The organism is Pseudanabaena yagii GIHE-NHR1, assembly GCF_012863495.1.
Taxonomy (GTDB): Bacteria; Cyanobacteriota; Cyanobacteriia; order Pseudanabaenales; family Pseudanabaenaceae; genus Pseudanabaena; species Pseudanabaena yagii.
Map to the genome: position 1 here is coordinate 2,686,605 of NZ_JAAVJL010000001.1, position 23,276 is coordinate 2,709,880.

The 23,276-nt window shown below is 43.5% G+C and carries 18 protein-coding genes; 7 read left to right on the forward strand and 11 right to left on the reverse strand.

What is annotated here, in order from left to right; genetic code table 11:
* Window positions 1–34: 34 nt before the first annotated feature.
* Window positions 35–1,924, forward strand: a complete 1,890-nt coding sequence (gene ftsH, locus HC246_RS12290) for an ATP-dependent zinc metalloprotease FtsH (RefSeq protein WP_169363633.1) — start codon at window positions 35–37, stop codon at window positions 1,922–1,924.
* 76 nt (window positions 1,925–2,000) lie between these two features.
* Entirely contained in the window at window positions 2,001–2,837 is an 837-nt protein-coding gene (pheA, locus tag HC246_RS12295) for a prephenate dehydratase (protein ID WP_169363634.1), read from the forward strand.
* Window positions 2,838–2,868: 31 nt separating this feature from the next.
* Here pheA and HC246_RS12300 read toward each other — a convergent pair whose 3' ends face one another.
* The 3 genes from HC246_RS12300 to lepA all read right to left on the reverse strand — a co-directional run bounded on the left by HC246_RS12300 (window position 2,869) and on the right by lepA (window position 6,901).
* On the reverse strand, window positions 2,869–3,642 hold the full coding sequence (locus HC246_RS12300) for an alpha/beta fold hydrolase (protein ID WP_169363635.1): 774 nt from the start codon (window positions 3,640–3,642) through the stop codon (window positions 2,869–2,871).
* A 286-nt stretch (window positions 3,643–3,928) separates the two neighbouring features.
* Window positions 3,929–4,690: a hypothetical protein gene (locus HC246_RS12305; protein ID WP_169363636.1), complete on the reverse strand. Its 762-nt coding sequence runs from the start codon at window positions 4,688–4,690 to the stop codon at window positions 3,929–3,931.
* A 399-nt stretch (window positions 4,691–5,089) separates the two neighbouring features.
* The gene (lepA, locus tag HC246_RS12310; protein ID WP_169363637.1) at window positions 5,090–6,901 is read right to left on the reverse strand and encodes a translation elongation factor 4; all 1,812 of its coding nucleotides are present in this window, start codon (window positions 6,899–6,901) and stop codon (window positions 5,090–5,092) included.
* An 874-nt stretch (window positions 6,902–7,775) separates the two neighbouring features.
* Here lepA and infB point away from each other — a divergent pair.
* On the forward strand, window positions 7,776–11,228 hold the full coding sequence (gene infB, locus HC246_RS12315) for a translation initiation factor IF-2 (protein WP_169363638.1): 3,453 nt from the start codon (window positions 7,776–7,778) through the stop codon (window positions 11,226–11,228).
* Between the two features lie 31 nt (window positions 11,229–11,259).
* Here infB and HC246_RS12320 read toward each other — a convergent pair whose 3' ends face one another.
* The 5 genes from HC246_RS12320 to HC246_RS12340 all read right to left on the reverse strand — a co-directional run bounded on the left by HC246_RS12320 (window position 11,260) and on the right by HC246_RS12340 (window position 14,725).
* Complete coding sequence (locus tag HC246_RS12320) at window positions 11,260–11,631, reverse strand: clan AA aspartic protease (protein WP_169363639.1); 372 nt, start codon at window positions 11,629–11,631, stop codon at window positions 11,260–11,262.
* Window positions 11,628–11,903: a hypothetical protein gene (locus HC246_RS12325; protein WP_169363640.1), complete on the reverse strand. Its 276-nt coding sequence runs from the start codon at window positions 11,901–11,903 to the stop codon at window positions 11,628–11,630. The genes HC246_RS12320 and HC246_RS12325 overlap by 4 nt, the downstream gene beginning before the upstream one ends.
* Window positions 11,904–11,934: 31 nt before the next feature.
* Window positions 11,935–13,776: an ATP-dependent nuclease gene (locus tag HC246_RS12330; RefSeq protein ID WP_169363641.1), complete on the reverse strand. Its 1,842-nt coding sequence runs from the start codon at window positions 13,774–13,776 to the stop codon at window positions 11,935–11,937.
* Between the two features lie 266 nt (window positions 13,777–14,042).
* Window positions 14,043–14,486, reverse strand: coding sequence for an HNH endonuclease (locus HC246_RS12335; protein WP_169363642.1), 444 nt, complete (start codon window positions 14,484–14,486; stop codon window positions 14,043–14,045).
* Complete coding sequence (locus HC246_RS12340; protein WP_169363643.1) at window positions 14,405–14,725, reverse strand: hypothetical protein; 321 nt, start codon at window positions 14,723–14,725, stop codon at window positions 14,405–14,407. Before HC246_RS12340 ends, HC246_RS12335 begins: the two co-directional genes overlap by 82 nt.
* A 299-nt stretch (window positions 14,726–15,024) precedes the next feature.
* On the opposite strand from HC246_RS12340, the gene HC246_RS12345 reads away from it, so the two are divergent.
* The 3 genes from HC246_RS12345 (at window position 15,025) to HC246_RS12355 (ending at window position 18,967) form a co-directional block, all read left to right on the forward strand.
* The gene (locus HC246_RS12345) at window positions 15,025–15,261 is read left to right on the forward strand and encodes a type II toxin-antitoxin system Phd/YefM family antitoxin (protein WP_169363644.1); all 237 of its coding nucleotides are present in this window, start codon (window positions 15,025–15,027) and stop codon (window positions 15,259–15,261) included.
* Window positions 15,262–15,633: 372 nt separating this feature from the next.
* Window positions 15,634–18,093, forward strand: coding sequence for a phosphoketolase family protein (locus HC246_RS12350; RefSeq protein ID WP_169363645.1), 2,460 nt, complete (start codon window positions 15,634–15,636; stop codon window positions 18,091–18,093).
* Between the two features lie 235 nt (window positions 18,094–18,328).
* Window positions 18,329–18,967 (forward strand): histidine phosphatase family protein, encoded by a 639-nt coding sequence (locus HC246_RS12355; protein ID WP_169363646.1) that lies wholly within the window; start codon window positions 18,329–18,331, stop codon window positions 18,965–18,967.
* Between the two features lie 47 nt (window positions 18,968–19,014).
* Here HC246_RS12355 and purL read toward each other — a convergent pair whose 3' ends face one another.
* Complete coding sequence (gene purL, locus HC246_RS12360) at window positions 19,015–21,339, reverse strand: phosphoribosylformylglycinamidine synthase subunit PurL (RefSeq protein ID WP_169363647.1); 2,325 nt, start codon at window positions 21,337–21,339, stop codon at window positions 19,015–19,017.
* Between the two features lie 97 nt (window positions 21,340–21,436).
* On the opposite strand from purL, the gene HC246_RS12365 reads away from it, so the two are divergent.
* Window positions 21,437–22,015: a Uma2 family endonuclease gene (locus tag HC246_RS12365; protein WP_169363648.1), complete on the forward strand. Its 579-nt coding sequence runs from the start codon at window positions 21,437–21,439 to the stop codon at window positions 22,013–22,015.
* A 19-nt stretch (window positions 22,016–22,034) separates the two neighbouring features.
* Here HC246_RS12365 and HC246_RS12370 read toward each other — a convergent pair whose 3' ends face one another.
* Together HC246_RS12370 and HC246_RS12375 are read right to left on the reverse strand one after the other, a co-directional pair.
* Complete coding sequence (locus HC246_RS12370) at window positions 22,035–22,565, reverse strand: chemotaxis protein CheW (protein ID WP_169363649.1); 531 nt, start codon at window positions 22,563–22,565, stop codon at window positions 22,035–22,037.
* Between the two features lie 61 nt (window positions 22,566–22,626).
* Complete coding sequence (locus HC246_RS12375) at window positions 22,627–23,262, reverse strand: type I restriction endonuclease subunit R (protein ID WP_169363650.1); 636 nt, start codon at window positions 23,260–23,262, stop codon at window positions 22,627–22,629.
* Window positions 23,263–23,276 lie beyond the last annotated feature (14 nt).

Genomic DNA, 23,276 nt, shown 5'->3' on the forward strand with positions numbered 1-23,276 from the left:
GCATTGACGGGGTTATAAGGAGCAACAGGGCGTGATGTCTTCTGCAAAACAATTCTTTAGGTCAAACTTGTGGCGGCGCGTCAAAACGACGGTCGTGAGTTTCGCGATCTTGCAAAGTGTGGCGATCGCTGTGCCCACCTCTGCGCGAGCGGATGGCGAAACAGCAACGACAATAGGCTATACCGACTTACTTTCTAATGTCAAAGAAAATCGAGTCCAAAAGATCGATATCGAAAGTAATGGTTTAGCTGCAGAAGCCGTTTTGAAGGATGGGCGCAAAGTACGAGTTGATTTGATCGCTCGTGATGGCAATACCGAATTAATGAAGGCTTTGCGTGAGAATAATGTTGATATTGCGGTCAGAGCGCCTCAACAGCCAACATTACTATGGCAGCTCGCAAGTACATTTTTTGTGCCATTGCTATTGATTTTTATCTTGCTAATGGTGCTTCGTCGCCTCAGCAATGCCCCCGGCGGTCCCGGACAGACTTTAAGTTTTGGCAAAACAAAGGCGCGATTCTCTCCTGAAGCGAAAACGGGGATTTTGTTTGAAGATGTCGCAGGAATTGATACTGCTAAAGAAGAATTACAGGAAGTTGTTACATTTCTTAAACAGCCCGATCGCTTTACGGCTGTCGGTGCAAAAATCCCTAAGGGTGTATTGCTGATTGGCCCCCCCGGAACTGGTAAGACTCTTTTGGCTAAGGCGATCGCAGGGGAAGCGGGTGTACCATTTTTCTCGCTATCGGGTTCTGAGTTTGTAGAAATGTTTGTCGGCGTTGGCGCATCCCGTGTTCGTGACTTATTCCAAAAAGCAAAAGACAATGCACCTTGCATTATTTTCATTGATGAAATTGATGCGGTCGGTCGTCAGCGTGGGGCTGGTATAGGCGGCGGCAATGATGAGCGTGAACAAACCCTTAACCAAATGCTCACAGAAATGGATGGATTCCAAGGCAACACAGGCGTAATCGTCGTTGCTGCAACCAATCGTCCTGATGTCTTAGATAGCGCATTACTCCGTCCGGGAAGATTCGATCGCCAAATCACGGTGGACTATCCCGATTACAAGGGTCGCCAAGAAATTCTCAAAGTCCATGCGCGTAATAAAAAGCTGGAAGAAAATGTCTCCATTGAGTCGATCGCTCGTTTAACTCCTGGATTTGCGGGAGCCGATCTAGCGAACTTGCTCAATGAAGCTGCTATTCTCGCGGCAAGGCGCTACAAAGAGGCGATTGGTGAATTGGAAATTGCCGATGCGATTGATCGGATTACGATCGGTTTAAGTATGAAACCGATGCTCGATAGCTCCAAGAAGCGTTTAGTTGCCTATCATGAAGTTGGTCACGCCTTGGTGATGACTTTGCTCAAGAATGCTTCACTCCTCGACAAAATTACGATTGTGCCACGCTCTGGTGGTATCGGAGGCTTTGCTAAGGGTGTGCCCGATGAGGAATATGGTCTCGAATCGCGATCGCAAATTATTGACACGATCACCATGATGCTCGGTGGGCGTGCTGCTGAAGAAGTGGTCTTTGGCGATGCCGAAATTACCACAGGTGCATCGGGTGATTTCCAACAGGTTGCTCGACTCGCAAGGCTGATGGTGACTCAATTTGGAATGTCGGAGTTAGGCTTAGGAGCACTCGAATCTGAAAGTGGCGAAGTTTTCCTAGGACGTAACTTTATGCCCCAAAGTGATTATTCTGTGAAGTTAGGCGATCGCATTGATCGCCAAATCCGCCAAATCGCCCAAACCTGCTACGAAACCGCTAAAAAACTGATCGAGGAAAATCGTGATTTGTGCGATCGCCTAGTCGATATTCTCCTTGATGTGGAAACCCTTGACGGTGAAGAATTCCGTAAGATTGTGGCGGAATATACCCAGCTACCTGAAAAGAAAACTGCTTCGGTAAAGTTTTAACTAGCAAAAACAACTGATTATCTATAAAAATATAGAGGAGTCACAATGTGGCTCCTCTATATTTTTTGGATTTATCATGACAATGATCGCTTATCTTGGTCCCGCAGGTACATTTACAGAGATGGCAGCCCTGCGGTATTTGCAACTTAAATATCCTGACCTAGAGCATTATCCTTCCAGAATGTGCCCATATCCCACCATTTCCCAAGCGATTAAGGCTGCTGAGAATGGAGAAGTGGAAATTGCAGTTGTACCAATCGAGAACTCGATCCAAGGCGGCGTAACCATGACCCTCGATAGTCTTTGGCAATCGGAGCTATTACAAATCCAGCAGGCGATCGTCCTACCGATCGCCCATGCCTTGATTACCCGTGCGGAAAAGCTCACAGATATTAAAACCGTCTATTCCCATCCCCAAGGCTTAGCGCAGTGCCAACAATGGCTTGATCAACATTTACCTACAGTGCAGCAGATCGCCACAGACTCCACTACCGAAGGTTTACATACTGTTGCTGAAGATATCACTGCCGCCGCGATCGCTTCAGAACGCGCCGCCGAAATTTACAATTTACCGATTTTAGAATTTCCGATTAACGATCAACCTGATAATTTCACGCGCTTTCTGGTACTAGGGCGTACTGCTACTACGACCCAAGGTACACATTCTTCTTTAGCATTTAGCCTCAAACGAAATATGCCTGGAGCATTGGTCAAACCCTTATTAGTATTCGCCGATCGCCAAATTAACTTAAGCCGCATCGAGTCACGTCCCACTAAGCGATCGCTCGGTGAATATATATTCTTCATCGATATCGATGCACCGATCGACGATCCCAATTTCTATGAAGCCTTACAGGAACTCCAATCTGTCACCGAAAATCTCAAAATCTTAGGTAGCTATGAAGTTTGCTAAAAAATAGGCGACGCGAAGCGTCGCCTATTTTTTAGCAGGAGATAATGTTTTGATTTTGCTGGCGACAGCTTGCTACCAGATTGAGAGACTGCCAAAAGCAACGTATTTGCTTATTCACTGCTTGCCATTGCGTGTAATGAAAAAAGTGTTTGCCCTGTTCACATAACCAAAGGCGATCGCTATCTTTGAGATATGAGCGCCACTTTTGGTAGGAGTTAGTACCACCATTACCGATCACATAATCATCCATCCCTCCACATACCAAAATTGGCACGAGGATCGCAGTTGGCATGATATGAGATGCTGCTGGTGAGAAAGAATAGGGAATTAAAGAGCTATCCAGATCCTGCTTGAGTAAATCGGCTAACCAATGCAGCATTTCTGAATCCCGATACCCAAATAAATAAAAAGCTGTCCGCATCAGCATAGTTTCACGGCTACAACTCATTAACTGACGTTGCTCATAATAGTGACTATGCCAACTGGTCGTTAAATTTATTCCCACCGATAGCAAAGTTAGCGATCGCACATAGTCAGGATATTGTTGCGTATATAACCAACCAATCAATCCCGCAATCCCATGTCCCACTAGATGCACAGCCCCTTGGCAAGATTGTAAGTACTCGTGCAATGACGCGATCGCTAGATTTACATCAACTGGCTCATCGGGATCTTGGCAATATTCCCATTGTGCGATCGCATATTGTTTCGATAGCGATCGGAGTAGTGGTAGATCAAACCGACGCAAAGCTTGACTGGTACAAATACTGACAACTTGGGGAGAGGTAGATTGTCTAAAGGTCATATTATTGAGAATTTATACTATTAAAATCTTAAATAGGGACTCATTGCCCAGATTGCCTAATTGACAATAACGCGATAAAAAAGACTGGGTGACAAAGGCTCCTTTTACTTTTGCCACCTCAGCAAAAACGCATTTGAACTATGAATAATGAAACGGTGCTGAGTCAAACTTCCGCATCAAGACTTCACTGATGACACCTTAACTTTATTGAATATAATTGTCAATAGTTGATAGTTATTTTCGACGTTCGTTGTACATAGAAAATAACTATCAACTATTGAGGTCTCTATTTTCGAGAATTAGCAAGGCGCTTATTTCGCATTAACACATTTGTCCCCTCATTCGTTTGCTCAATCACTAGTAGTGGTGTGGGCTTAGCATTTTGATCCCAACTAATGACCGCTAACCTGCCTTGAATCGTGGGTTGCCAATTCCGATTTTCATCTGAAGCTGAGACAAAATTTTCTAAGCCAGCTTCCAACTCCTTGAGAATACTGTGCGAACCATGGGTAGGAATTTTCGATAGCTTGACATGGATGCGAAAGAGAACACGAAGCTGTGAATCATCATGGTGTTCAGGTTGATAGGACACATCAAAAACCACATCGACCTTACGCACCTGTCCACTATCTGCTGCTGTTGGCATCAAAGCGGGGGCAACCTTTTGCCGAAGATTTACTTTAATCTGTGCCAAGATCACATCACAAAAATGTGGCTCCTCCATCCTCATACTGAGATAATCCAAATTAAATTCGCGAGAATGAATTAAATCGGGATTACGCTCATGCTCATTAATAGTGTGTAGTGCTAGTTTGAGCTTCTTGGCAAGTTCATGACTTTTGACCTTCTCGATCTTCAGTTGTTTCTGTGTCTTGTGCAATTTCCAATAATAGTAAGCTGTTGCACCGATCGCCCCCCATAGTAATACCAGCAATAGGCTAACACCGCCCGCATTTTGCAGTGGTAGGGTTGATTGGTTGATTGATCCTAGAAAACCTTCGCGATCGCTAGTTTTCACTGTTGTTAGAACTTTTGAGGCGTACAACATAACAATGTCTCAACAGCGTAAATAAAGTTTAGTTAAAGATGTCCTTACAGATATTTTGCTAGTCCCCCCTAAGACTATTCCCATAGTTCATTTAGAAATTAATCTTATTGATAATTCAAATAAGAACTACAGCTTCGACTTCGCTCAGCTAGCTTACACCGATGGCTGAGCGGAGTCGAAGCCCATCTGCAAATTATTTAAAACAACTATAACTATAGCAATGTAAGTTTTGTTTAGGACATAAAATCTAAGAAGATGAGTTGCGGCGCTTCGCGCCGCAACTCATCTTCTTAGATTTTGGTTTGTACAGATAAACTTTCAAAAACTTTACTTGGGAAGGTTTTTGAAAGTTTATCAGGTCTTTTAAACTGAGCAAAGTGCCGCTTTTAGTACCTCGTTTTAATCTCCATTCAATTGCAAAATTGCCATAAATGCGGCTTGTGGCACTTCCACCGTACCAATCGACTTCATTCGCTTTTTACCTTTCTTTTGCTTCTCCAATAGTTTCTTCTTACGGGAAATGTCACCGCCATAGCACTTACTCAACACGTTTTTACGCAGTGCCGAAATATTTTCACGGGCAAGAATCTTAGAACCGATCGCTGCTTGAATTGGGATTTGGAACTGTTGCTTAGGAATTAGCTCTCTCAGCTTCGATACTAGTGCCCGACCGACGTTATATGCCTTTTCGCGGTGGACGATACATGCCAAGGCATCGACAGGTTCTTCATTTACCAAGATATCAACGAGTACCAGATCGTTAGGACGATAGCCGATTACTTGATATTCCATGCTGGCATAGCCCTTAGTCCGAGACTTCATCTGATCGAAGAAATCCGTCACCATTTCCGCAAGGGGAAGCTCGTAAATTAAAGTAGCGCGTTCAGTCGTGATGTACTTGGTATCGACAAACAAGCCTCTTCTTGCCACACAGAGATCCATCAATGTTCCGATATAGGATTGCGGAGTCATAATCTCTAACTTGACATAAGGCTCTTCGATTGACTTTCGCGAATTAGGCGGAGGCAATTCACTAGGATTGTCAATCATCAAGATTTCATCGTTGTTGGTCGTTACTTTATAAACTACCGATGGCGCAGTCACAATCAGATCGAGGTTATATTCCCGTTCTAGACGCTCCTGCACGATCTCCATATGCAGCATCCCCAAAAATCCGCAACGGAAGCCGAAGCCCATCGCGTTAGAGGTTTCTGGCTCATAATTCAAAGCCGCATCATTGAGTTTGAGTTTAGTAAGTGCTTCACGCAATTCCTCAAACTGATCGGCATCGGTGGGGAACATCCCACAAAATACCATCGGCTTAGCTTCTTCGTAGCCCGGAAAAGGCTCAGGAGCAGAGTCGATCGCTGAAGTGATCGTGTCACCAACCCGCGCATGGGCAACGGTTTTAATTGCCGCCGCCAAATAACCTACTTCGCCAGCGTGCAATTCATCCACTTGGATCTGGCTCGGTGCTAATACACCTAACTCATCAATTACATATTCCTGCCCCGATGCCATGAATTTAATGCGATCGCCCTTTTTGACCGTGCCATCCATGACACGAAAATAGACAATTACCCCCCGATAGGCATCGTAATAACTATCAAAAATCAATGCCCGTAAGGGTTGATCAACCGTATCCTTGGGTGCTGGCACTTTAGAGACGATCGCTTCCAAAATCTCACGAATACCGATCCCTTGTTTTGCTGAAGCATGAATTGCATCTGTACAATCTAAGCCGATTAATTCTTCAATCTCATGGGAAATGCGCTCAGGATCTGCCCCCGGTAGATCGATTTTATTAAGAACAGGCACAATTTCCAGATCGTTTTCTAGAGCTAAGTACACATTCGCCAAGGTTTGGGCTTCTACACCTTGCGAAGCATCTACTACCAGCAAAGCCCCTTCACAAGCCGCTAAACTACGCGATACCTCATAGGAAAAGTCCACATGTCCGGGGGTATCGATCAAATTAATCGTATATTCCTCTCCATTAAGAGCTTCATAACGCATCCTTGCTGCTTGCAATTTAATGGTGATCCCCCGTTCGCGCTCCAAATCCATATTGTCTAGGAATTGGGCTTTCATGTCTCGATCCGCGACCGTGCCTGTAAACTGCAACAAGCGATCGGCAAGCGTAGACTTACCATGATCGATATGGGCAATGATTGAAAAGTTACGAATTCGAGAAACAGGTACGTTGGTCATAGAATCAAAACACTGCGGTTCAAAACACGGCAAGATTATCCGATCCTATCTTATCGCGGTTTTTAATTTGCCATAGGTAAATTAAAAACCGCAATAACTGACTGAGATTGCCTTTGGGTTTTCCCATACATCTATAGCAATGCTTGACTACTACAAGATGAATACCTGCACGAAGTGCAGGTATTCATCTTGTAGTAGTCAAAACTTATATCCCTATATTTAAGTAGCTAGGCGTAATTAAAAAAACAGAACCCCAACCTATGGCGCACGCTGCGTGTGTGCCATAGGTTGGGGGGACATTTAATTGCACCCAGATACTTGGCAATATATAGCAGTCCTAAATCATTTGTAGATTTTTTGTTTTGTGGAAGCGCATCCCGAAGAGGTGCGCTTCCACAAAACCTTTAGGATTGCTATAGGCATCGGAAAATCACGTTAAAGTAAAGTAGTGTAAACAATATGCCACCAAGTTTTGAGGTTTGGCTTGTCCATAGGAATGCAAATATCCAAATTAGTTTTGGTAAAAGCGCATCTTATAAAGACTTTCCCCAAAACTAATTTGCATCATAAAAATTGCTGTAGAGTTAACGTACAAGTGCTAGTAAACTGAGTGAGATTTTGCCAAAGTTTGTGAGCTAAGTTGTCTAACTTCTCATATTACTTAGGTTTCATGAGTAATAATAGCTATAGTAGTTTCATCTAAAAATTTGAAACATACTCGCTAGCCTGCTTAGCAGGAATAGCTAGGCGCTTCTAAGATTAACTATGGTCAATGTAATTCAGTCAATGTAATTCAACCTAGCAAAAGATAGGAAGCAACTTCTATGTAAATTCAATTCATCGTGTACAACAGTTACGCAGGGCAGAGTAAGCAATGAGTATAAGCAATCGAGTTCGACTATATGAACTCTCACGAGAGCTAGACCTTGACACTAAAGATGTGATCGCCGTGTGCGAACAATTAAATATAGTTGTCAAAAGTCATAGTAGTACAATTACCGAATCAGAGGCGGAATTGGTGCGTACCAAAGCCCCTCAACACCATCCCAAAACTGCCGATCCCAAAGCTGCGGACAAGAAAGCTGCTGCTACGGTAAAGCCGAAAGAGTCCGAAGCACGCGCTAAGCAACAAATTCTTGCTGTCAGCAAACCAACAATTCGGCTCAACTCTCCACCTGTCTCTGCTAATGTAGGAGCTATACCTCCTGCTAACCCACCTGCGATCGCTGAGCCTAGCTCAGAGCCTCCTGCCAAAACTGCTGTTGTTAACCCTCCCTCGCCCATGCCCCCTGCTTCATCGTTAATCAAGCCTCCTAGTCGTCCTCTTGTCTCAGACAGTGACCTAGCAAATTCCGAAACTACACCTGTATCAAAAATCGAATTGACATCAGAAACAGCATTGACCCCACCAGAGAATCCCCAATCTAGTAAAGAATTGCAGCCACCATTGCCAAAAGCAGAATTAATCACACCACCAGTTCCCCCTAAATCTTTAGACAAATCTGATAAAGACAAGTCTAGTTCAACTGTTGTGGCTAACTCCGTAAAAGCTCCTGTGGAAGAATCGACTCGTGTCAGTCCACCCAAAGATCAAGCTCCCAAAGAGCAACAAGTGCGTAAGGATACTCCAAGGGGAGAGCGTCCACCAGCAGAAAAAGCAGAACGACCACTCACACCTAAGCAGTCTTTGATGAGTGTTTCACCACCACAGGTAAAATTGACCAACAAGCCTGTGGCTCCAGAGCGTCCTAAACCACCTGTGGCGATCGCACCGAAGGCAATTGTTGCCCCGAAGCCACCCGCCGCTAAACCTGCTGATGATGTAAGAACAACTGCTAAAGGACATCAGGGGAAAGAGCAGGTCAAAAATGATCATGGCAAGGACTATAAGGGTGGGAATGAAGCAGGCTCAGCACCAAAACAAGAAGCTGTCAAAACTAATCGACCTGAAAGACCAAAACTGAATCGACCAGTTGAGCAACCTGCACCTGCTGGCGGTAGACCACAGAGTCGTGTACCGAAACTAGTGAAAGATTCGGTACTGATCGAACGGGGAATCACGGCTCCAACTGAACCACCGCACAATTTGCGTCCTCCGATGCCAACATTGATGCGTGCGCCTGAAAAGCCTGTTATTGCTGATAAGAACGCCAAGAAGCCTGAAGCTGCGGGAGGGTTTGCGCCTGTACTGCCTGAGCTTTTGGAAAAACCAACGCTACCGAACAAAGCTAATAAGCGCAAAGGTAAATCTAAGGAAGAAGAAGAAAAAGATTTACTCGAGCTGAAAGAAAAAAATCGTTTGAATAAGCCTAAGCGCTATTTACGCGATTTTGATGATGATGATGATGATGCATCGGATCTCGATAGTGGTGCGGACTTTGCTCAGATCAGTTTGTCCTTGGCACGCCCAACTGCCCGTCCTAAGACCATTAGTGTCCCAGCGAAGCCAACTATGGCAGCGGATCTCAAACCCACTCAAAAATCTAAAAAATCTGCACCAAGTCGCGATCGCCGCAACCAGCAAGTTGAAATCGTTCCCGAAAAGCCCACCTCCGTGGAAATCGAAGAGGGTATGACTGTGGCAGTATTGGCGAAGCGTCTAGTATTGTCTGAGACTGAGGTCATTCGCACCCTATTTATGAAGGGGATTATGGCGAATATCAACCAGACCCTTGATGTCGGTACTGCCAAAATGGTGGCGACTGAGTTGGGTTATGAGGTACATGATCCCGAAATTATCGAACTGGCGGTCAAGACTGAGATGATCGAGCTAGAGGATCTCGATAAGCTCGAACGCCGTCCACCTGTCGTCACCATCATGGGACACGTTGACCACGGGAAAACCACATTGCTGGATGCCATTCGTAAGAGTAAGGTTGCTCAAGGCGAAGCAGGTGGGATCACTCAGCATATTGGTGCTTACCACGTTGATGTTGAGCATAATGGCGAGAAACAACAGATTGTCTTCCTTGACACCCCCGGACACGAAGCATTTACTGCCATGCGTGCTAGAGGAACCAAAGTTACGGACATCGCCGTTCTTGTGGTTGCTGCCGATGATGGTGTCCAACCTCAAACCATCGAAGCGATTAGCCATGCCCGTGCGGCAAAAGTACCGATCGTGGTTGCTATTAACAAAGTTGACAAGATCGAGGCTCAGCCCGATCGCATTCGTCAAGAACTCACTGAGTACTCCCTCGTTGCTGAGGAATGGGGCGGCGATACGATTATGGTTCCCGTCAGTGCCATCCGTCGTGAGAACCTCGATACCTTGCTGGAAATGATCTTGCTAGTTGCTGAAGTCGAAGATCTCCAAGCTAACCCCAACCGTACAGCGAAGGGAACTGTTATTGAAGCTCACCTCGACAAGGCAAAAGGTCCCGTGGCAACATTGCTCGTTCAGAATGGTACGTTGCGCGTTGGTGATATCTTCGTTGCGGGTGCTGCCTTTGGTAAGGTACGGGCGATGGTTGACGATCGCGGCGCAAGAGTTGGTAAGGCTTCACCATCCTTTGCTGTGGAAGTCCTCGGTTTGGGTGATGTACCTGCGGCGGGTGATGAGTTTGAGGTCTATCTCGATGAAAAACAAGCCCGTGCGATCGCTGATCAACGCACGATGGATCAGCGTCAAGCTCGCTTGGTTCAGGCGATGGCTTCTCGTCGTGTCACCCTTGGTACTTTGTCCGAAAAGGTCAAAGAAGGCGATCTCAAGGAACTCAATATTATTCTCAAGGCAGACGTACAAGGTTCTCTCGAAGCAATTCTTGGCGCACTTGCCCAACTACCTCAGCGTGAAGTCCAGCTCCGTATCCTCCTCTCTGCTCCTGGTGAAATCACCGAAAATGACATCAGTTTGGCAGCAGCTAGCTCGGCGGTAGTATTAGGCTTTAATACCACAATGGCTCCTGGTGCAAGACAAGCGGCTGACGACCTCGGTGTTGACTTCCGTGACTACAACGTCATCTATAAGCTCTTGGAAGATATCCAAGATGCGATGGAAGGCTTGCTCGATCCTGAAATGGTTGAGGAATACCTCGGTCAAGCTGAAGTCCGCGCTATCTTTACGATTGGTAAGGGTGCTGTGGCTGGTTGTTATGTCCAAAATGGTAAGTTAATCCGTAACTGTAATGTCCGCGTTAAGCGTGGTAATGAGATCGTCCATTCTGGTGTATTGGAATCTCTCAGAAGGGTTAAGGATGATGCTAAGGAGGTTGCCTCTGGGTTTGAGTGCGGTATATCTCTTGGTAAGTTCTCTGCATGGAAAGAGGGCGATGTCATCGAGGCATATCGTATGGTCACGAAGCGTCGTACACTAGCTACTTCTTAATAGATAAAAAAGCGCCCCAAGGGGCGCTTTTTTATTCTGGCAATTCAATTGTTACTTTACCGCCTTCTACAGCACGAATTCGTAAGTCATAGCCATAAATTAAGCCCATCCCAACTAAGGGATCTGTTTCCGCTTCATTGACTGGAATAGTTCGGTATTGACCATCCCAAATGATTGTTGCTGCATAAACCTCAAAGGTTACTTCACTGCCATCACCTAAAGTCCCCCGATCAACCCCTGTCCAAGGTAAGTCTAAAGCTTCAATAATTTCACTTGGTAAGCTTAAGTAACCTGTATAGCCTGTGTCAATAACGGCATCAATCAGTTTGGTCTGTTTCTTTTCGTTGATGATGACTAGTGGAATTGTTGCTTCACAGCTTTGATTAACTACACCGTGAATCATACTGTCTTTTTCAGGCTCCTTGCACCAAACCGATGAACGGCTCTATGTCCAATGCGAACGATCCAAGGTTGGGCATCAGGAATGCGTTTGAATAGGCTACCAGTTGCGGTCAATATTTCATCGGCGACTTCAAAGGCTCCAGTTTCAATATCGATCGCAACAATTTTGCCATAATTACCCATTTCGACTTGTGGGCGTACCTGAGTTTCATAAATCTCATCGCCACGCCTAGCGAATTCTTCTTTGCTATATCGGGGCTGTCTTACTGCCATGATTGTTAGTTTTGTGAGATCGCACTATTTTTTAAGTCTCTGTGAATAGTTTAGCTAAAATATCTGAGATTTCTTTTAAAGATTCAGGCTTATTTGCAATTAGCCATTCCGTCAGTTTTACGGAATCTCTAGTTTTTGAAAACTCTACTCTACTTTCTGTTAACTTTAAAAATATGTCTTTTAGCGTATTTGCACCATCAATTAAACTGCCATCTGGTGAGTCTTTTTTGCAGTTAGCTTTTTTACATTCTTCTAGAATTGCATCAACATCTGAAACTGTAATTATTTTCTCTTGACCTTCATCTAATTCATTAACAACACTTGCTATAGCGTCAGAATCTAGCAAATAGTTTTCATACATACGGCGAGGTAAAAATTTAACTGGATTTGAACTTCGCTTTCGCAAATCTTCCATTTCTTGTTCAGTACGTTTTTCTCTATCAAATATAAACCCTATCGCTGGTGGAAATAGATTGTGACTGCCACTTAATTTATCGTAAACGTCAAAAATGATATGTGCGCGTCTACCTTCTAGATCGCCAGTATTTTTAACACCAAGAATTTGAATCCCTCTCATGGATTTATTGAGGATCTTTGTAATAATTTGTGGATAACATTTTTCTTCTGTTGGTCCTTCAACCCAAAGTATTTTATCCATGCCAAATACATCAGAAAGTCTAACTCCTACTTCATCCAAAAGATATCTCAATTCTCTTGTATCCTTTGAATCCATTGTAAATACCTTTGTTTCACAATCATCAGTATATTTGAGCATTGTAATAGTCGCTGGTTCGGCAGCAGCAATTATAGTTGGTGAATGTGTAGAAATAATATACTGATGTTCTTGAAATCTTTCATCTTTACCTAATTCTTTGAGGATTTCTATAAGTTTCTTTGCTGCCCCAGGATGTAAGAAAGATTGGGGTTCGTCAATGATAATTATTCTTGGATGATTTGCTGTAAGCACAACAAATAAAATTGATAAAACTTGTCCAATGCCAGTACCACAAGCAGATAATGGAAAAGATAAATCATCTCTCATTGTTGATGGAGCAATGTGCCACACCTTAATTTCAATAGCTATTCCTTGTGAAATTGAAATTTGTTTGATCTGAGGAAATATTATTGATACATAATGGTTGAAAATCTTAAATAATTCTGGGTTATTACCTTGCAATATACCAAGTACTTCTGGCAGATTTGAAGCATTAGTTAAAAGCTCAGAATTATATGACCTACTACAGCTACCAACATTTAGACGTTCTGCAAGAAATCTGTATATTCTCTTTTGAGAAATCTTTAAAAAAGCTGTGAAAGAGTTCTGTGATAACGTAAGTAATGAATAATATGCACCTATAGTCCAATCTCCAGCCTGAGTTGGATCAGGAATTATCTGAGAATGTGAGCATCCACCATTAACTATGGGTTCTGTTTCATATAAATCAAAACTTGGCTTGTCATTATTGCCATTGCAAAAGAAATTTAACTGACCAGATACAGATGTGCTCAAAGTTTGCTGTTTTGGATTAACTAACCATGCTTGAAATGGTGATATTGCTTTACCTTCACCGCCTATAGAATTAGGAATAATATATGGAACTGGAAGTTGTACTGCAATTTCTTCAAACTCTATATCTTTAAGATGCAAACTAAAATGTACCTGTGATTCTGGTTTTAGTAATGACGATTTTGTTGGTAGTGTACTAAGACTTTTATGAGGAGTATCGTTAAATTCAAGCGTCAAAGCTTCAAGCAAAGCTGTTTTACCTGCACTGTTTTGCCCCGTGATAATGTTTATTCCTGTTCTAAACTCCATCCATCCAGAATCACGAAAAGATTTATAGTTTAAAACTTGAACTTTTAAAATGAGCATATAAGAACTAGTTTAGTGAATAAATAATAAATGATTTTCTTAACTTTACTAAGACTATAAAATTTATACCTTAGTCTATTGAAATATAGTATTTATCGTAGATTGTCGTCAAAAATAAACTACTCCTATTGAGTCCTCTTTACAATCGCTTGAGATTTAGAAAGATATACTAGATATTTCAATCAACTCATAGTGGCTGAATAATGCTGCTGTTGCAATTGCATTTCCAAATTAAATATTTCAGCGAAGGTTTGCGAGATCGCAGCTTACAAACAAGGATCACCATCGGGAGGATGCCAACCACCTCTAGGCCATAACGCTCTCGCTCGAATGATAAATTTGTCATTGTGGTGATCGTCATTGAGATCCAGTCTGTGGCAAGTAGCGCGACCAACTGCGGTTTTACCAACAATCTGTAATCTATCAACCGACCAAACATAATGCTCTGACCAGTTCTGTTGACGTGGGTTAAAAAGAGTTACTTCCATTTCCGTCTCAGGATCGATACCCGTCATAAAATTGTAGCGGCGACCATTACATCGTGAACAAGCAAGTGCAAGATTGTCCACATCATCCGTACCCCCTAAAGATTGCGGCAGAAGATGCTCCATTGTAAAGCGATCGCTATTTAGATATTCTGGCGAATGGCAGTATTCACAGAGACTTCGGGCGCGTTCTTGGACAAATTTTCTGGCTTGAGAGGACACCATGCGGCTTTTTCAGCAATTTGGGCATTAATTAGAGTAAAGATACGAGATAGTTCCGTAATACCTTCAAGTTCAGCAATTTGCTCATTAGTGAGGGCATCTGCTTTCTTTTGATCTAGAAGATTTTCTAAGCGATCTTGTAAATCATCTGTGAGCTGAAATAGAAAGACATTACCTAAAGGAACAATATTCATCCCTACAGGTATGAGTGATGATGGCTGAACCATTGGTTGGGTAATCATTTCTTACCTTGCATCTTTACTAAGAAACTTTATTTAGCATAGCGCAATTTTTTGGGCTAGTGCGATTTAGGAAACAGACTTATTCTAATGATCCGCTATCACATCATTGAGAAAATCGATAACCAATATAAACTAGTGCTACTAGTTCAGAGAGAAGATAAACTGAATATTTGCTAGCCTATAGCAAAATATGAGAGTAGCGATCTTAAAGAATTAACTGAAAAATAAATGATTTCGTGGTCAGCCGATCACTTGCAACTGCTAATAAAGCTGATCGCTTGCAACTGCTAATAAATAAAATGACTATCACCGTCACCATTCCCGAATCCAGTCAACAATTTTCTCAACTAATGGGACAAGTCCTGCTTGGCAAAGAAATCATCATCTGTGAAAACGGTATAGCAATAGCCACAATCACACCTACCAAGAAGAAACGTCAACCTCGCGTATCAGGACAAGACAAAGGCAAAATTTTTATTGCCCCCGACTTTAATGCTCCATTACCCGATGAAATTCTTGCTGATTTTCTAGGCTAATAGGCATGAAAATATTACTTGATACGCACACTTTGATCCATTTTGTGTTTCTTAAATTGCCATATCAGCAGTTATAAATAGCATAGAAATTAACGTTATTATCAATAAGCTTTCGTTAATTGAGAATGTATAGAGTAATTGAGAATAACTGTCCTTAATTGAGAACTAGAGATTATTTGCTATTTGCTAAAACCTTTTAAATAAAGGCTTTTACGACTTAGATCCCTATACTTGACTATAAGTAATAATCAATAGATTCTCAACGCAAATCTAAAGGAAATATACATATAATAGAGAGAGAGAGAAATCTCATGTAAGGTTATGGTGTGAGAAGTCAAAACACTAATTATTGACAGGAACAATCGTAATTTTATGGTATCTACTCCTCTCAAATTGTCTGAGCCAGACCTATCGAACAACTCTATTCATGGGTCGATTAGTAGCTATGGTATTGCTCGTTCCACCGTTACAGGGACTCCTCTTAGTGCTGAAGAACTCCGTAAGATCGATGCCTACTGGCGTGCTTGTAATTATCTAGCGATCGGCATGATCTATCTACGCGAAAATCCACTTTTGCGTGAACCTTTAAAATCAGAACATGTCAAAAATCGTTTGCTAGGACATTGGGGATCAAGTCCTGGAATGAGTTTCGTCTATACCCATCTCAATCGCTTGATCAAGAAATATGATCTCAATACGATCTTTCTTGCTGGTCCCGGACATGGGGCTCCTGGAATTTTAGGCCCTGTGTATTTAGAGGGAACCTACTCTGAGGTTTATCACGATATTAGCGAAGACGAAGAAGGGCTAAAGCGTTTCTTTAAGCAGTTTTCATTCCCCGGGGGAATTGGTAGCCACTGTACACCTGAAACCCCTGGTTCGATTCATGAAGGTGGCGAACTTGGTTATAGCGTTTCCCATGCCTATGGAACTGTCTTTGATAATCCCGACTTGATCTCTGTGGTGATGGTTGGTGATGGTGAGTCGGAAACTGGTCCTCTCGCAACGGCGTGGCATTCTAACAAGTTTATTAATCCTATTCGTGACGGTGCGGTACTCCCAATTCTGCATTTGAACGGTTACAAGATTAATAACCCGACAGTGCTATCGCGGATTAGTCATGAAGAATTAGAAAGCCTATTTATTGGCTATGGCTATCAGCCCTACTTTGTAGAAGGTTCTGATCCTGAGTCAATGCACCAAGCGATCGCGGCAACCCTAGAGCATTGCATTAACGAAATTAGAAGCATCCAGCAAGAATCGAGGAGTACGGGTATTCCTCAACGTGCCAAATTCCCCATGATCGTATTGCGGACTCCTAAGGGCTGGACGGGGCCTGCGGAAGTGGATGGGCATAAGGTTGAGGGATTCTGGAGAGCACATCAAGTACCACTATCAGGAATGCACAACAATCCTGAGCATTTAAAAATGTTATCTGATTGGATGCTCAGCTATAAACCTAATGAATTGTTTGATGAGTCAGGTAAGTTGCTCCCTGAACTGAAGGAACTTGCACCAAAAGGCGATCGCCGCATGAGTGCCAACCCGATCGCAAATGGTGGGTTACTCCGTCGTGCTTTGAGAATGCCCGATTTCCGCAACTATGGCGTAAATATTGCTAAGGCGGGGACAACTGAAGCGGAAAATACGAAGCCATTAGGTGTATTCCTGCGTGATGTGATGCGTCAAAACATGGAGAATTTCCGTGTATTTGGCCCCGATGAAAATACATCGAATAAACTGCAAGCCGTTTACGAAGTTAGTAAGAAGTTCTGGATTGCGGAATATCTGCCTGAAGATGCCGATGGTGGTGAACTTGCTACCGATGGGCGCGTGATGGAAATTCTCAGCGAACATACCCTAGAGGGCTGGCTAGAGGGTTATCTATTAACAGGAAGACATGGATTCTTCTCGACCTATGAATCCTTTGTCCATGTTATTGACTCAATGATCAACCAGCATTGTAAATGGTTGGAAATCAGTAAAGATATTCCTTGGCGATCGCCGATCGCTTCTCTAAATTTGTTGATTACTTCCACAGTTTGGCGGCAGGATCACAATGGCTTCACCCATCAAGACCCCGGCTTCTTGGATGTGGTAGTCAATAAGAGCGCCGAAGTAACGCGCATCTATTTACCACCTGATGTAAATACATTGCTATCGGTTGCCGATCATTGCTTGCGTAGTACCGACTATGTGAATGTGATTGTTTCTGATAAGCAATCACATTTGCAATTCTTGAGCATGGATGAGGCGATTAAGCATTGCACCAAGGGCTTAGGAATTTGGGACTGGGCAAGTAACGATCAAGGTACGGAACCTGATGTGGTGATGGTGGGCTGTGGTGATGTACTCACTCAAGAGGCTCTAGCCGCTACGATCTTGCTATGGGAGCATTTCCCTGAGTTGAAGATTCGCTTTATCAATGTGGTGGATCTGTTCAAGCTACAACCTGATACAGAACATCCTCATGGTTTAAGCGATCGCGATTTTGATTCTCTTTTCACCACAGACAAGCCAATTATTTTCAACTTCCACGGTTATCCTTGGTTGATTCACCGTCTCGCCTATCGCCGCACTAATCACAAAAATCTCCACGTGCGCGGTTACAAAGAGAAAGGCAATATCAACACACCTTTGGAGTTGGCGATTAATAACCAAGTTGACCGCTTTAGTCTGGCGATCGATGTGATCGATCGCGTGCCTAAGTTGCAAAATATCGGCGCTCATGCGAAGCAGAACTTACTCGATCAGCAAATCGAATGTCGTCAATATGCCTACGAACATGGCATCGATAAACCTGAAATTGTGAACTGGCGCTATCCCCATTAAACCCTCTCCCTCTTCCCCATAGGAGTTACGTGTACACACAAGTCATAAAACCCATTCAAGTCAACAATTAATCGCCCCCTAGCCCCCAATTCTGGGGGGACAAGAAAATAAAAGTCTTTCAAAGTCCCCCAGAATTGGGGGATTTAGGGGGCTTAGATAAATCGAAACGTAGACAGGTAAACTTGTGTGTACACCGTGGCTCAATGGGAGAGGGGGAGCAAATCAATAAGGAATCATGAGCTTAAAATTATATCTACTCCGTCATGGCGAAACTGCCTATAGTCGCACTGGTGGCTATTGTGGCGAGCTTGATCCTGAATTAACAGAGAATGGCGAAAAAATGGCACAAGCCTTTAGCGATGCTTATAAAGTGATCGCATGGGATGCCGTGTTTGTTAGCCCGATGAAACGCACGATCGCCACAGCTACACCTCTATGCCGAGCCGTCAACATAGAAATGCAATTTCGAGATGGATTAAAAGAATTGCGCTATGGCAAATGGGAAGGATTAACTAATGAGTTTGTGAAGGAGAACTATAGCGAAGATTATCTGCGATGGTTAACGGAACCTGCATGGAATCCTCCCACAGGTGGCGAAACCGCCGTCCAACTTGCTAGCCGAGCCTCATTTGTAATTGCTGAAATCCAAGAGATGTATCCATCGGGAAATGTGTTAGTTGTTTCCCACAAGGCAACGATTCGCGTAATTCTCTGTAGCCTATTGGGAATTGATATGGGTCGATATCGCGATCGCATTGATGTTCCTGCTGCCTCACTCAGCATTGTCCAATTTGGCGCACTTGGTCCCATGCTCAAGGTTTTAGGCGATCGCAGTTTCATGGATGCTGACCTGCGATCGCTAGTTGGAACTTAATCTTGCTCTAAAGGGGTTTTGCTTTTGCCGTAGGCAAAAGCAAAACCTTATAGTGTATGTCCCATGCGTTTGGGAATAGCCTCACTGAAGTTTTTAGTGATTTCCGCGAGAGATACCGCGATCGCTTTTTCTCCCGCAACAACAATCTCCAAATTGCTAGTTGCATCACTGACCATGCCAATATGTTGCCAAGAATTACCTAGTTGACTGGTGAGATAAGCTTCCCAAGTGGGGCGATCGCTAGCTTTAACCGAAACGACAATCCGACTTGCACCTTCACCAAAGAGAAGTTGGGTGAGATTTAAACCGTCTGGCAGAGACAGTTGAATCTGTGCGGTAAGTTTTCCAGAAATCGAGGATTCAGCGATCGCTACTGCTAGACCACCTTCAGCACAATCATGGGCGGATTGGATTAAGCCTTGGGCGATGCCTTGGCGACAGGTAAATTGAACTTTGCGCTCTAGCTCAAAATCAACAGGTTGGGGACGACCAGTGACTTCACCGATAACTGAGGCGAGATATTCTGAACCCGCAAGACTAGCGCGATCGCTGCCGAGTAAATAAATGGCGTCACCAACATTCTGCCAACCTTGACCGACGACTTTGGTGACATCTTCGACTAAACCAACCATACCGATCACAGGTGTGGGATAGATTGGTTGCGCGTTACCTTCGGAGTCGATGGTTTCGTTATAGAGGGAGACGTTACCACCAGTCACAGGTGTGGACAATTCACGACAAGCATCGGCAATACCCCGACAAGCTTCGTGTAACTGCCAGTAGCCGATCGCATGTTCAGGGCTGCCAAAGTTCAAATTATCTGTAACCGATAACGGCTCAGAACCAACACAGGAAAGATTTCTGGCTGCCTCCGCAACGGCTAGTTTTGCGCCTTCATAGGGGTCAAGATAGACATAACGGGCATTGCAGTCAACGGTGGCAGCAACACCCGCAAGGGAATTAATTTGGCATTGAGCAGAACTTACTTCACCAGCACCAAAACCTTGACTGCGTAAACGAATTACTGCCGCATCAGCCCCTCCGGGGAAGATCACCGTATTATTTTGAACTTGGTGATCGTATTGGCGATAGACCCATGCTTTGGAAGCAATCGCAGGAGTATCAAGTAATTTCAATAGAGCTTCGTTGGGATTAATTTCGGGGAAAGAGGCGATCGCAGATTTCTCATCCCATGCCCAAGCTTTCTTGGCATAGTCGGGCGTATCTGCTAGCTGACGATGATAAATCGGTGTATTATCTGCCAAAGCCGTTGCAGGAATCTCCGCCGCAACTTCACCATGCCAGAGAATGCGGACAATCGGCTCCGCGAGAACTTCTCCCGCAACTACCGCATGAAGTCCCCAACGTTCAAAAATCTCAATTAGCTCTGCTTCTCTTCCCTTATGGGCAACAAAAAGCATTCGCTCCTGAGATTCCGAAAGTAGATATTCGTAAGGAGTCATGCCCGATTCTCTAGCAGGAATCTTATCCAAATCTAGAACTACGCCAACGCCACCTTTCGCCGCCATCTCTGAAGTGGAACAGGTTAAACCTGCTGCGCCCATATCCTGTGCGGCAACGACTGCACCTGTTTTGAAAGCTTCCAAACAAGCTTCCACTAGGGACTTTTCTAAAAAGGGATCGCCCACTTGGACAGCAGGACGGCTTTGCTCGGATTTATCAGAAAGCTCGGCACTGGCGAAACTTGCGCCTTTCATACCATCACGCCCAGTAGTAGAACCCACGTAAACCACAGGATTGCCGACACCCGCAGCCCCAGATTTGACGATTTCCTTAGTTTCCATAATCCCGATCGCCATCGCATTTACAAGCGGATTACGGTTATAAGCCTTATCAAAATAAACTTCGCCGCCAACGGTCGGAACACCAATACAGTTGCCATAGCCAGCGATGCCATTGACGATGCCATTGACGCGACTCCGCACCCAAGGATCGGAAAGTTCGCCAAAGCGTAGTGAGTTCAAAATCGCAACAGGACGCGCTCCCATCGTGAAAATATCGCGCAAAATACCACCCACGCCTGTCGCTGCACCTTGGTATGGCTCAACAGCCGAAGGACGATTATGGCTTTCAATCTTAAAACTAATCGCAATATCATCGGTAATCTTGACTACGCCTGCATTTTCCCCCGGCCCAACCAAAATGCGATCGCCTGTGGTCGGAAATTGTTTGAGCAAAGGACGCGAATTTTTGTAGCAGCAATGCTCTGACCACATCACGCCAAACATCCCCAATTCGGCTTTGTTGGGTTCACGACCAAGGCGATCGCAAATCATTTGATATTCGTCTAGGGTCAAACCTTCAGACTTAATTTCGGCTGGGGAAAATTTGAATGTGGTACTGACGGTCATGATTAATGTGAAACAAAGTTTTGAGTAGTGAGTATGATCTTATCGCATTGAACCAGCCTAAAATGACTTCATGTTGTCCAAAAGGAGATCAACTTTTATGACAGTACAGCTACTTACTGATAGCCCGATCACCTCAAAGTTTAAATTCACAACCCAGCAATATCACCTCATGCACGAAGCTGGTGTTTTTAATGAAGGCGATCGCCTTGAGTTAATTAATGGAGAAATTAAAACCATGTCCCCCATTGGCAGAAAACATGTTGCCTGTATTATTCGTCTCGATAAACTGATCCAGAAAAAACTAGGCGATCGCGTGATGGTTTCAACGCAAAACTCTATTTGCTTAGATGATAATTCACAGCCACAGCCTGATTTGGCAATTTTGAAGCCCCGTGATGATTTTTATGAGGCAGGATTGCCAACGCCAGAGGATATTTTGTTGATTATTGAGGTGGCGGATAGTTCCATTGATTATGATCGCCATGAGAAAGCACCTTTGTATGCATCGGTAGGCATTCCTGAAATGTGGTTATTTGATGTCAATAAAAAAGCGATCGAGGGATATTCCCAACCTTCAGCATTAGGCTATAAACACATCCATCGCTATGATGAAGGTGATACTTTAGCAATGCGAGCTTTTCCCGATATTACTTTCAATTGGAATGAACTGTTCTAGATTTAAATCAATTGATTACCTACTGCTTTTCGGGTGCACTACTTCTTTTCAAAACTGTATCCGCAAGGCGATCGCTATCAATCATGAATAGGGAAGGGCGGTCTTTATTGGGCAGGGTCATGGAAGTAATGAAGTCTACTTTCCATCTTTGACTATAGGTTGTGGGTAAAGAGACGATTTCATCTTGAGAAACTCTTTGTAGTGCGGGTTGTGAGTTGCTTAGGATCCCTACTAGATGATCCGTTTGATTGCGGGCAACGATTAGGGATGGTTTAGCGGCAACAACTGCACCATTAACTACTAATTGCTGAATATCACTACTTTGAAATTTGATTTGACTAAATAATAATTTCCCAAGGTCAATGATGGGAATATTTTCCCCTGCGGCTGTAATCTTAGGAACTTGTTTCTCTAACGGAATAGCACGATAGATTGATTCTATTGGCAAGATAAACCAAGCAATGCGGAGTCGAAAAGCAACATATTGGAGTCCAATATCAGGGCGTAGTTCTAGAAGTCTTTGCGATCGCAGGGAAGAAATGGCGGGCATAATTGATACCTGATAGTTGAAATTAGAAGTTAATATGTACTATGCAAACTGCCATGCAAAGTTATTGTAAAATTATTGAGCGAATTTGTTTGAGAATTTGTAGAACTTCTCGTAATTGATTGCGCTGGGGTATTAGCGTATAAAATACGTTGGATAAATCATATTCAGGGTTAGCATCTGTTTTCATTTTAATAAATAGAAACTCATCGCCACTAGTAACCATGCCATAGACAAATTGAGATGGATTAGGATTTGCCATCATATAAGTCATTGCCTGTGGTAGAGCTATATTGAAAGACAGAGAATCTTTTGATTCTACTACTAGTACCCAAAGCCTTTGATGAATAATTAATGTGTCAATACGTCCACGCAAAATTTCATTCTGATTTTCAATTTCTAAATTAACACTTGGTTCTGTTGTGATAAAGAATGGTTCATCGTAAAGCTTAGCTAAGGTTAGCAAAGGCGCAACTAGCAGATGATTAACTGTACCTTCCGCTAGAGAACTATGTTTACGATGACGGAAATAGCGCTGATAAATTTGATCGATCGCTTCTATCTCTATATTTGTCAGTTCAGGCAGACTCTCTTGCCATTCAGGGAAAAAATGACTATTTTGAGTAGGCAATAACTGAAACCTTTCTTCCAGATCTCCTAAAGTTCGGATTGTTTTTGATATAGGCTTTGTAACTAACATAATATTTATAATTT

Excerpts from the sequence above, each read along its gene's own strand:
- HC246_RS12305 (WP_169363636.1), bottom strand. The coding sequence starts at position 4,690 with ATGTTGTACGCCTCAAAAGTTCTAACAACAGTGAAAACTAGCGATCGC.
- pheA (WP_169363634.1), top strand. The coding sequence starts at position 2,001 with ATGACAATGATCGCTTATCTTGGTCCCGCAGGTACATTTACAGAGATG.
- ftsH (WP_169363633.1), top strand. The coding sequence starts at position 35 with ATGTCTTCTGCAAAACAATTCTTTAGGTCAAACTTGTGGCGGCGCGTC.
- HC246_RS12355 (WP_169363646.1), top strand. The coding sequence starts at position 18,329 with ATGAGCTTAAAATTATATCTACTCCGTCATGGCGAAACTGCCTATAGT.
- lepA (WP_169363637.1), bottom strand. The coding sequence starts at position 6,901 with ATGACCAACGTACCTGTTTCTCGAATTCGTAACTTTTCAATCATTGCC.
- infB (WP_169363638.1), top strand. The coding sequence starts at position 7,776 with ATGAGTATAAGCAATCGAGTTCGACTATATGAACTCTCACGAGAGCTA.
- HC246_RS12375 (WP_169363650.1), bottom strand. The coding sequence starts at position 23,262 with ATGTTAGTTACAAAGCCTATATCAAAAACAATCCGAACTTTAGGAGAT.
- HC246_RS12370 (WP_169363649.1), bottom strand. The coding sequence starts at position 22,565 with ATGCCCGCCATTTCTTCCCTGCGATCGCAAAGACTTCTAGAACTACGC.
- HC246_RS12325 (WP_169363640.1), bottom strand. The coding sequence starts at position 11,903 with ATGGCAGTAAGACAGCCCCGATATAGCAAAGAAGAATTCGCTAGGCGT.
- HC246_RS12350 (WP_169363645.1), top strand. The coding sequence starts at position 15,634 with ATGGTATCTACTCCTCTCAAATTGTCTGAGCCAGACCTATCGAACAAC.
- HC246_RS12335 (WP_169363642.1), bottom strand. The coding sequence starts at position 14,486 with ATGGTGTCCTCTCAAGCCAGAAAATTTGTCCAAGAACGCGCCCGAAGT.
- purL (WP_169363647.1), bottom strand. The coding sequence starts at position 21,339 with ATGACCGTCAGTACCACATTCAAATTTTCCCCAGCCGAAATTAAGTCT.
- HC246_RS12345 (WP_169363644.1), top strand. The coding sequence starts at position 15,025 with ATGACTATCACCGTCACCATTCCCGAATCCAGTCAACAATTTTCTCAA.
- HC246_RS12300 (WP_169363635.1), bottom strand. The coding sequence starts at position 3,642 with ATGACCTTTAGACAATCTACCTCTCCCCAAGTTGTCAGTATTTGTACC.
- HC246_RS12365 (WP_169363648.1), top strand. The coding sequence starts at position 21,437 with ATGACAGTACAGCTACTTACTGATAGCCCGATCACCTCAAAGTTTAAA.
- HC246_RS12340 (WP_169363643.1), bottom strand. The coding sequence starts at position 14,725 with ATGATTACCCAACCAATGGTTCAGCCATCATCACTCATACCTGTAGGG.
- HC246_RS12320 (WP_169363639.1), bottom strand. The coding sequence starts at position 11,631 with ATGATTCACGGTGTAGTTAATCAAAGCTGTGAAGCAACAATTCCACTA.
- HC246_RS12330 (WP_169363641.1), bottom strand. The coding sequence starts at position 13,776 with ATGCTCATTTTAAAAGTTCAAGTTTTAAACTATAAATCTTTTCGTGAT.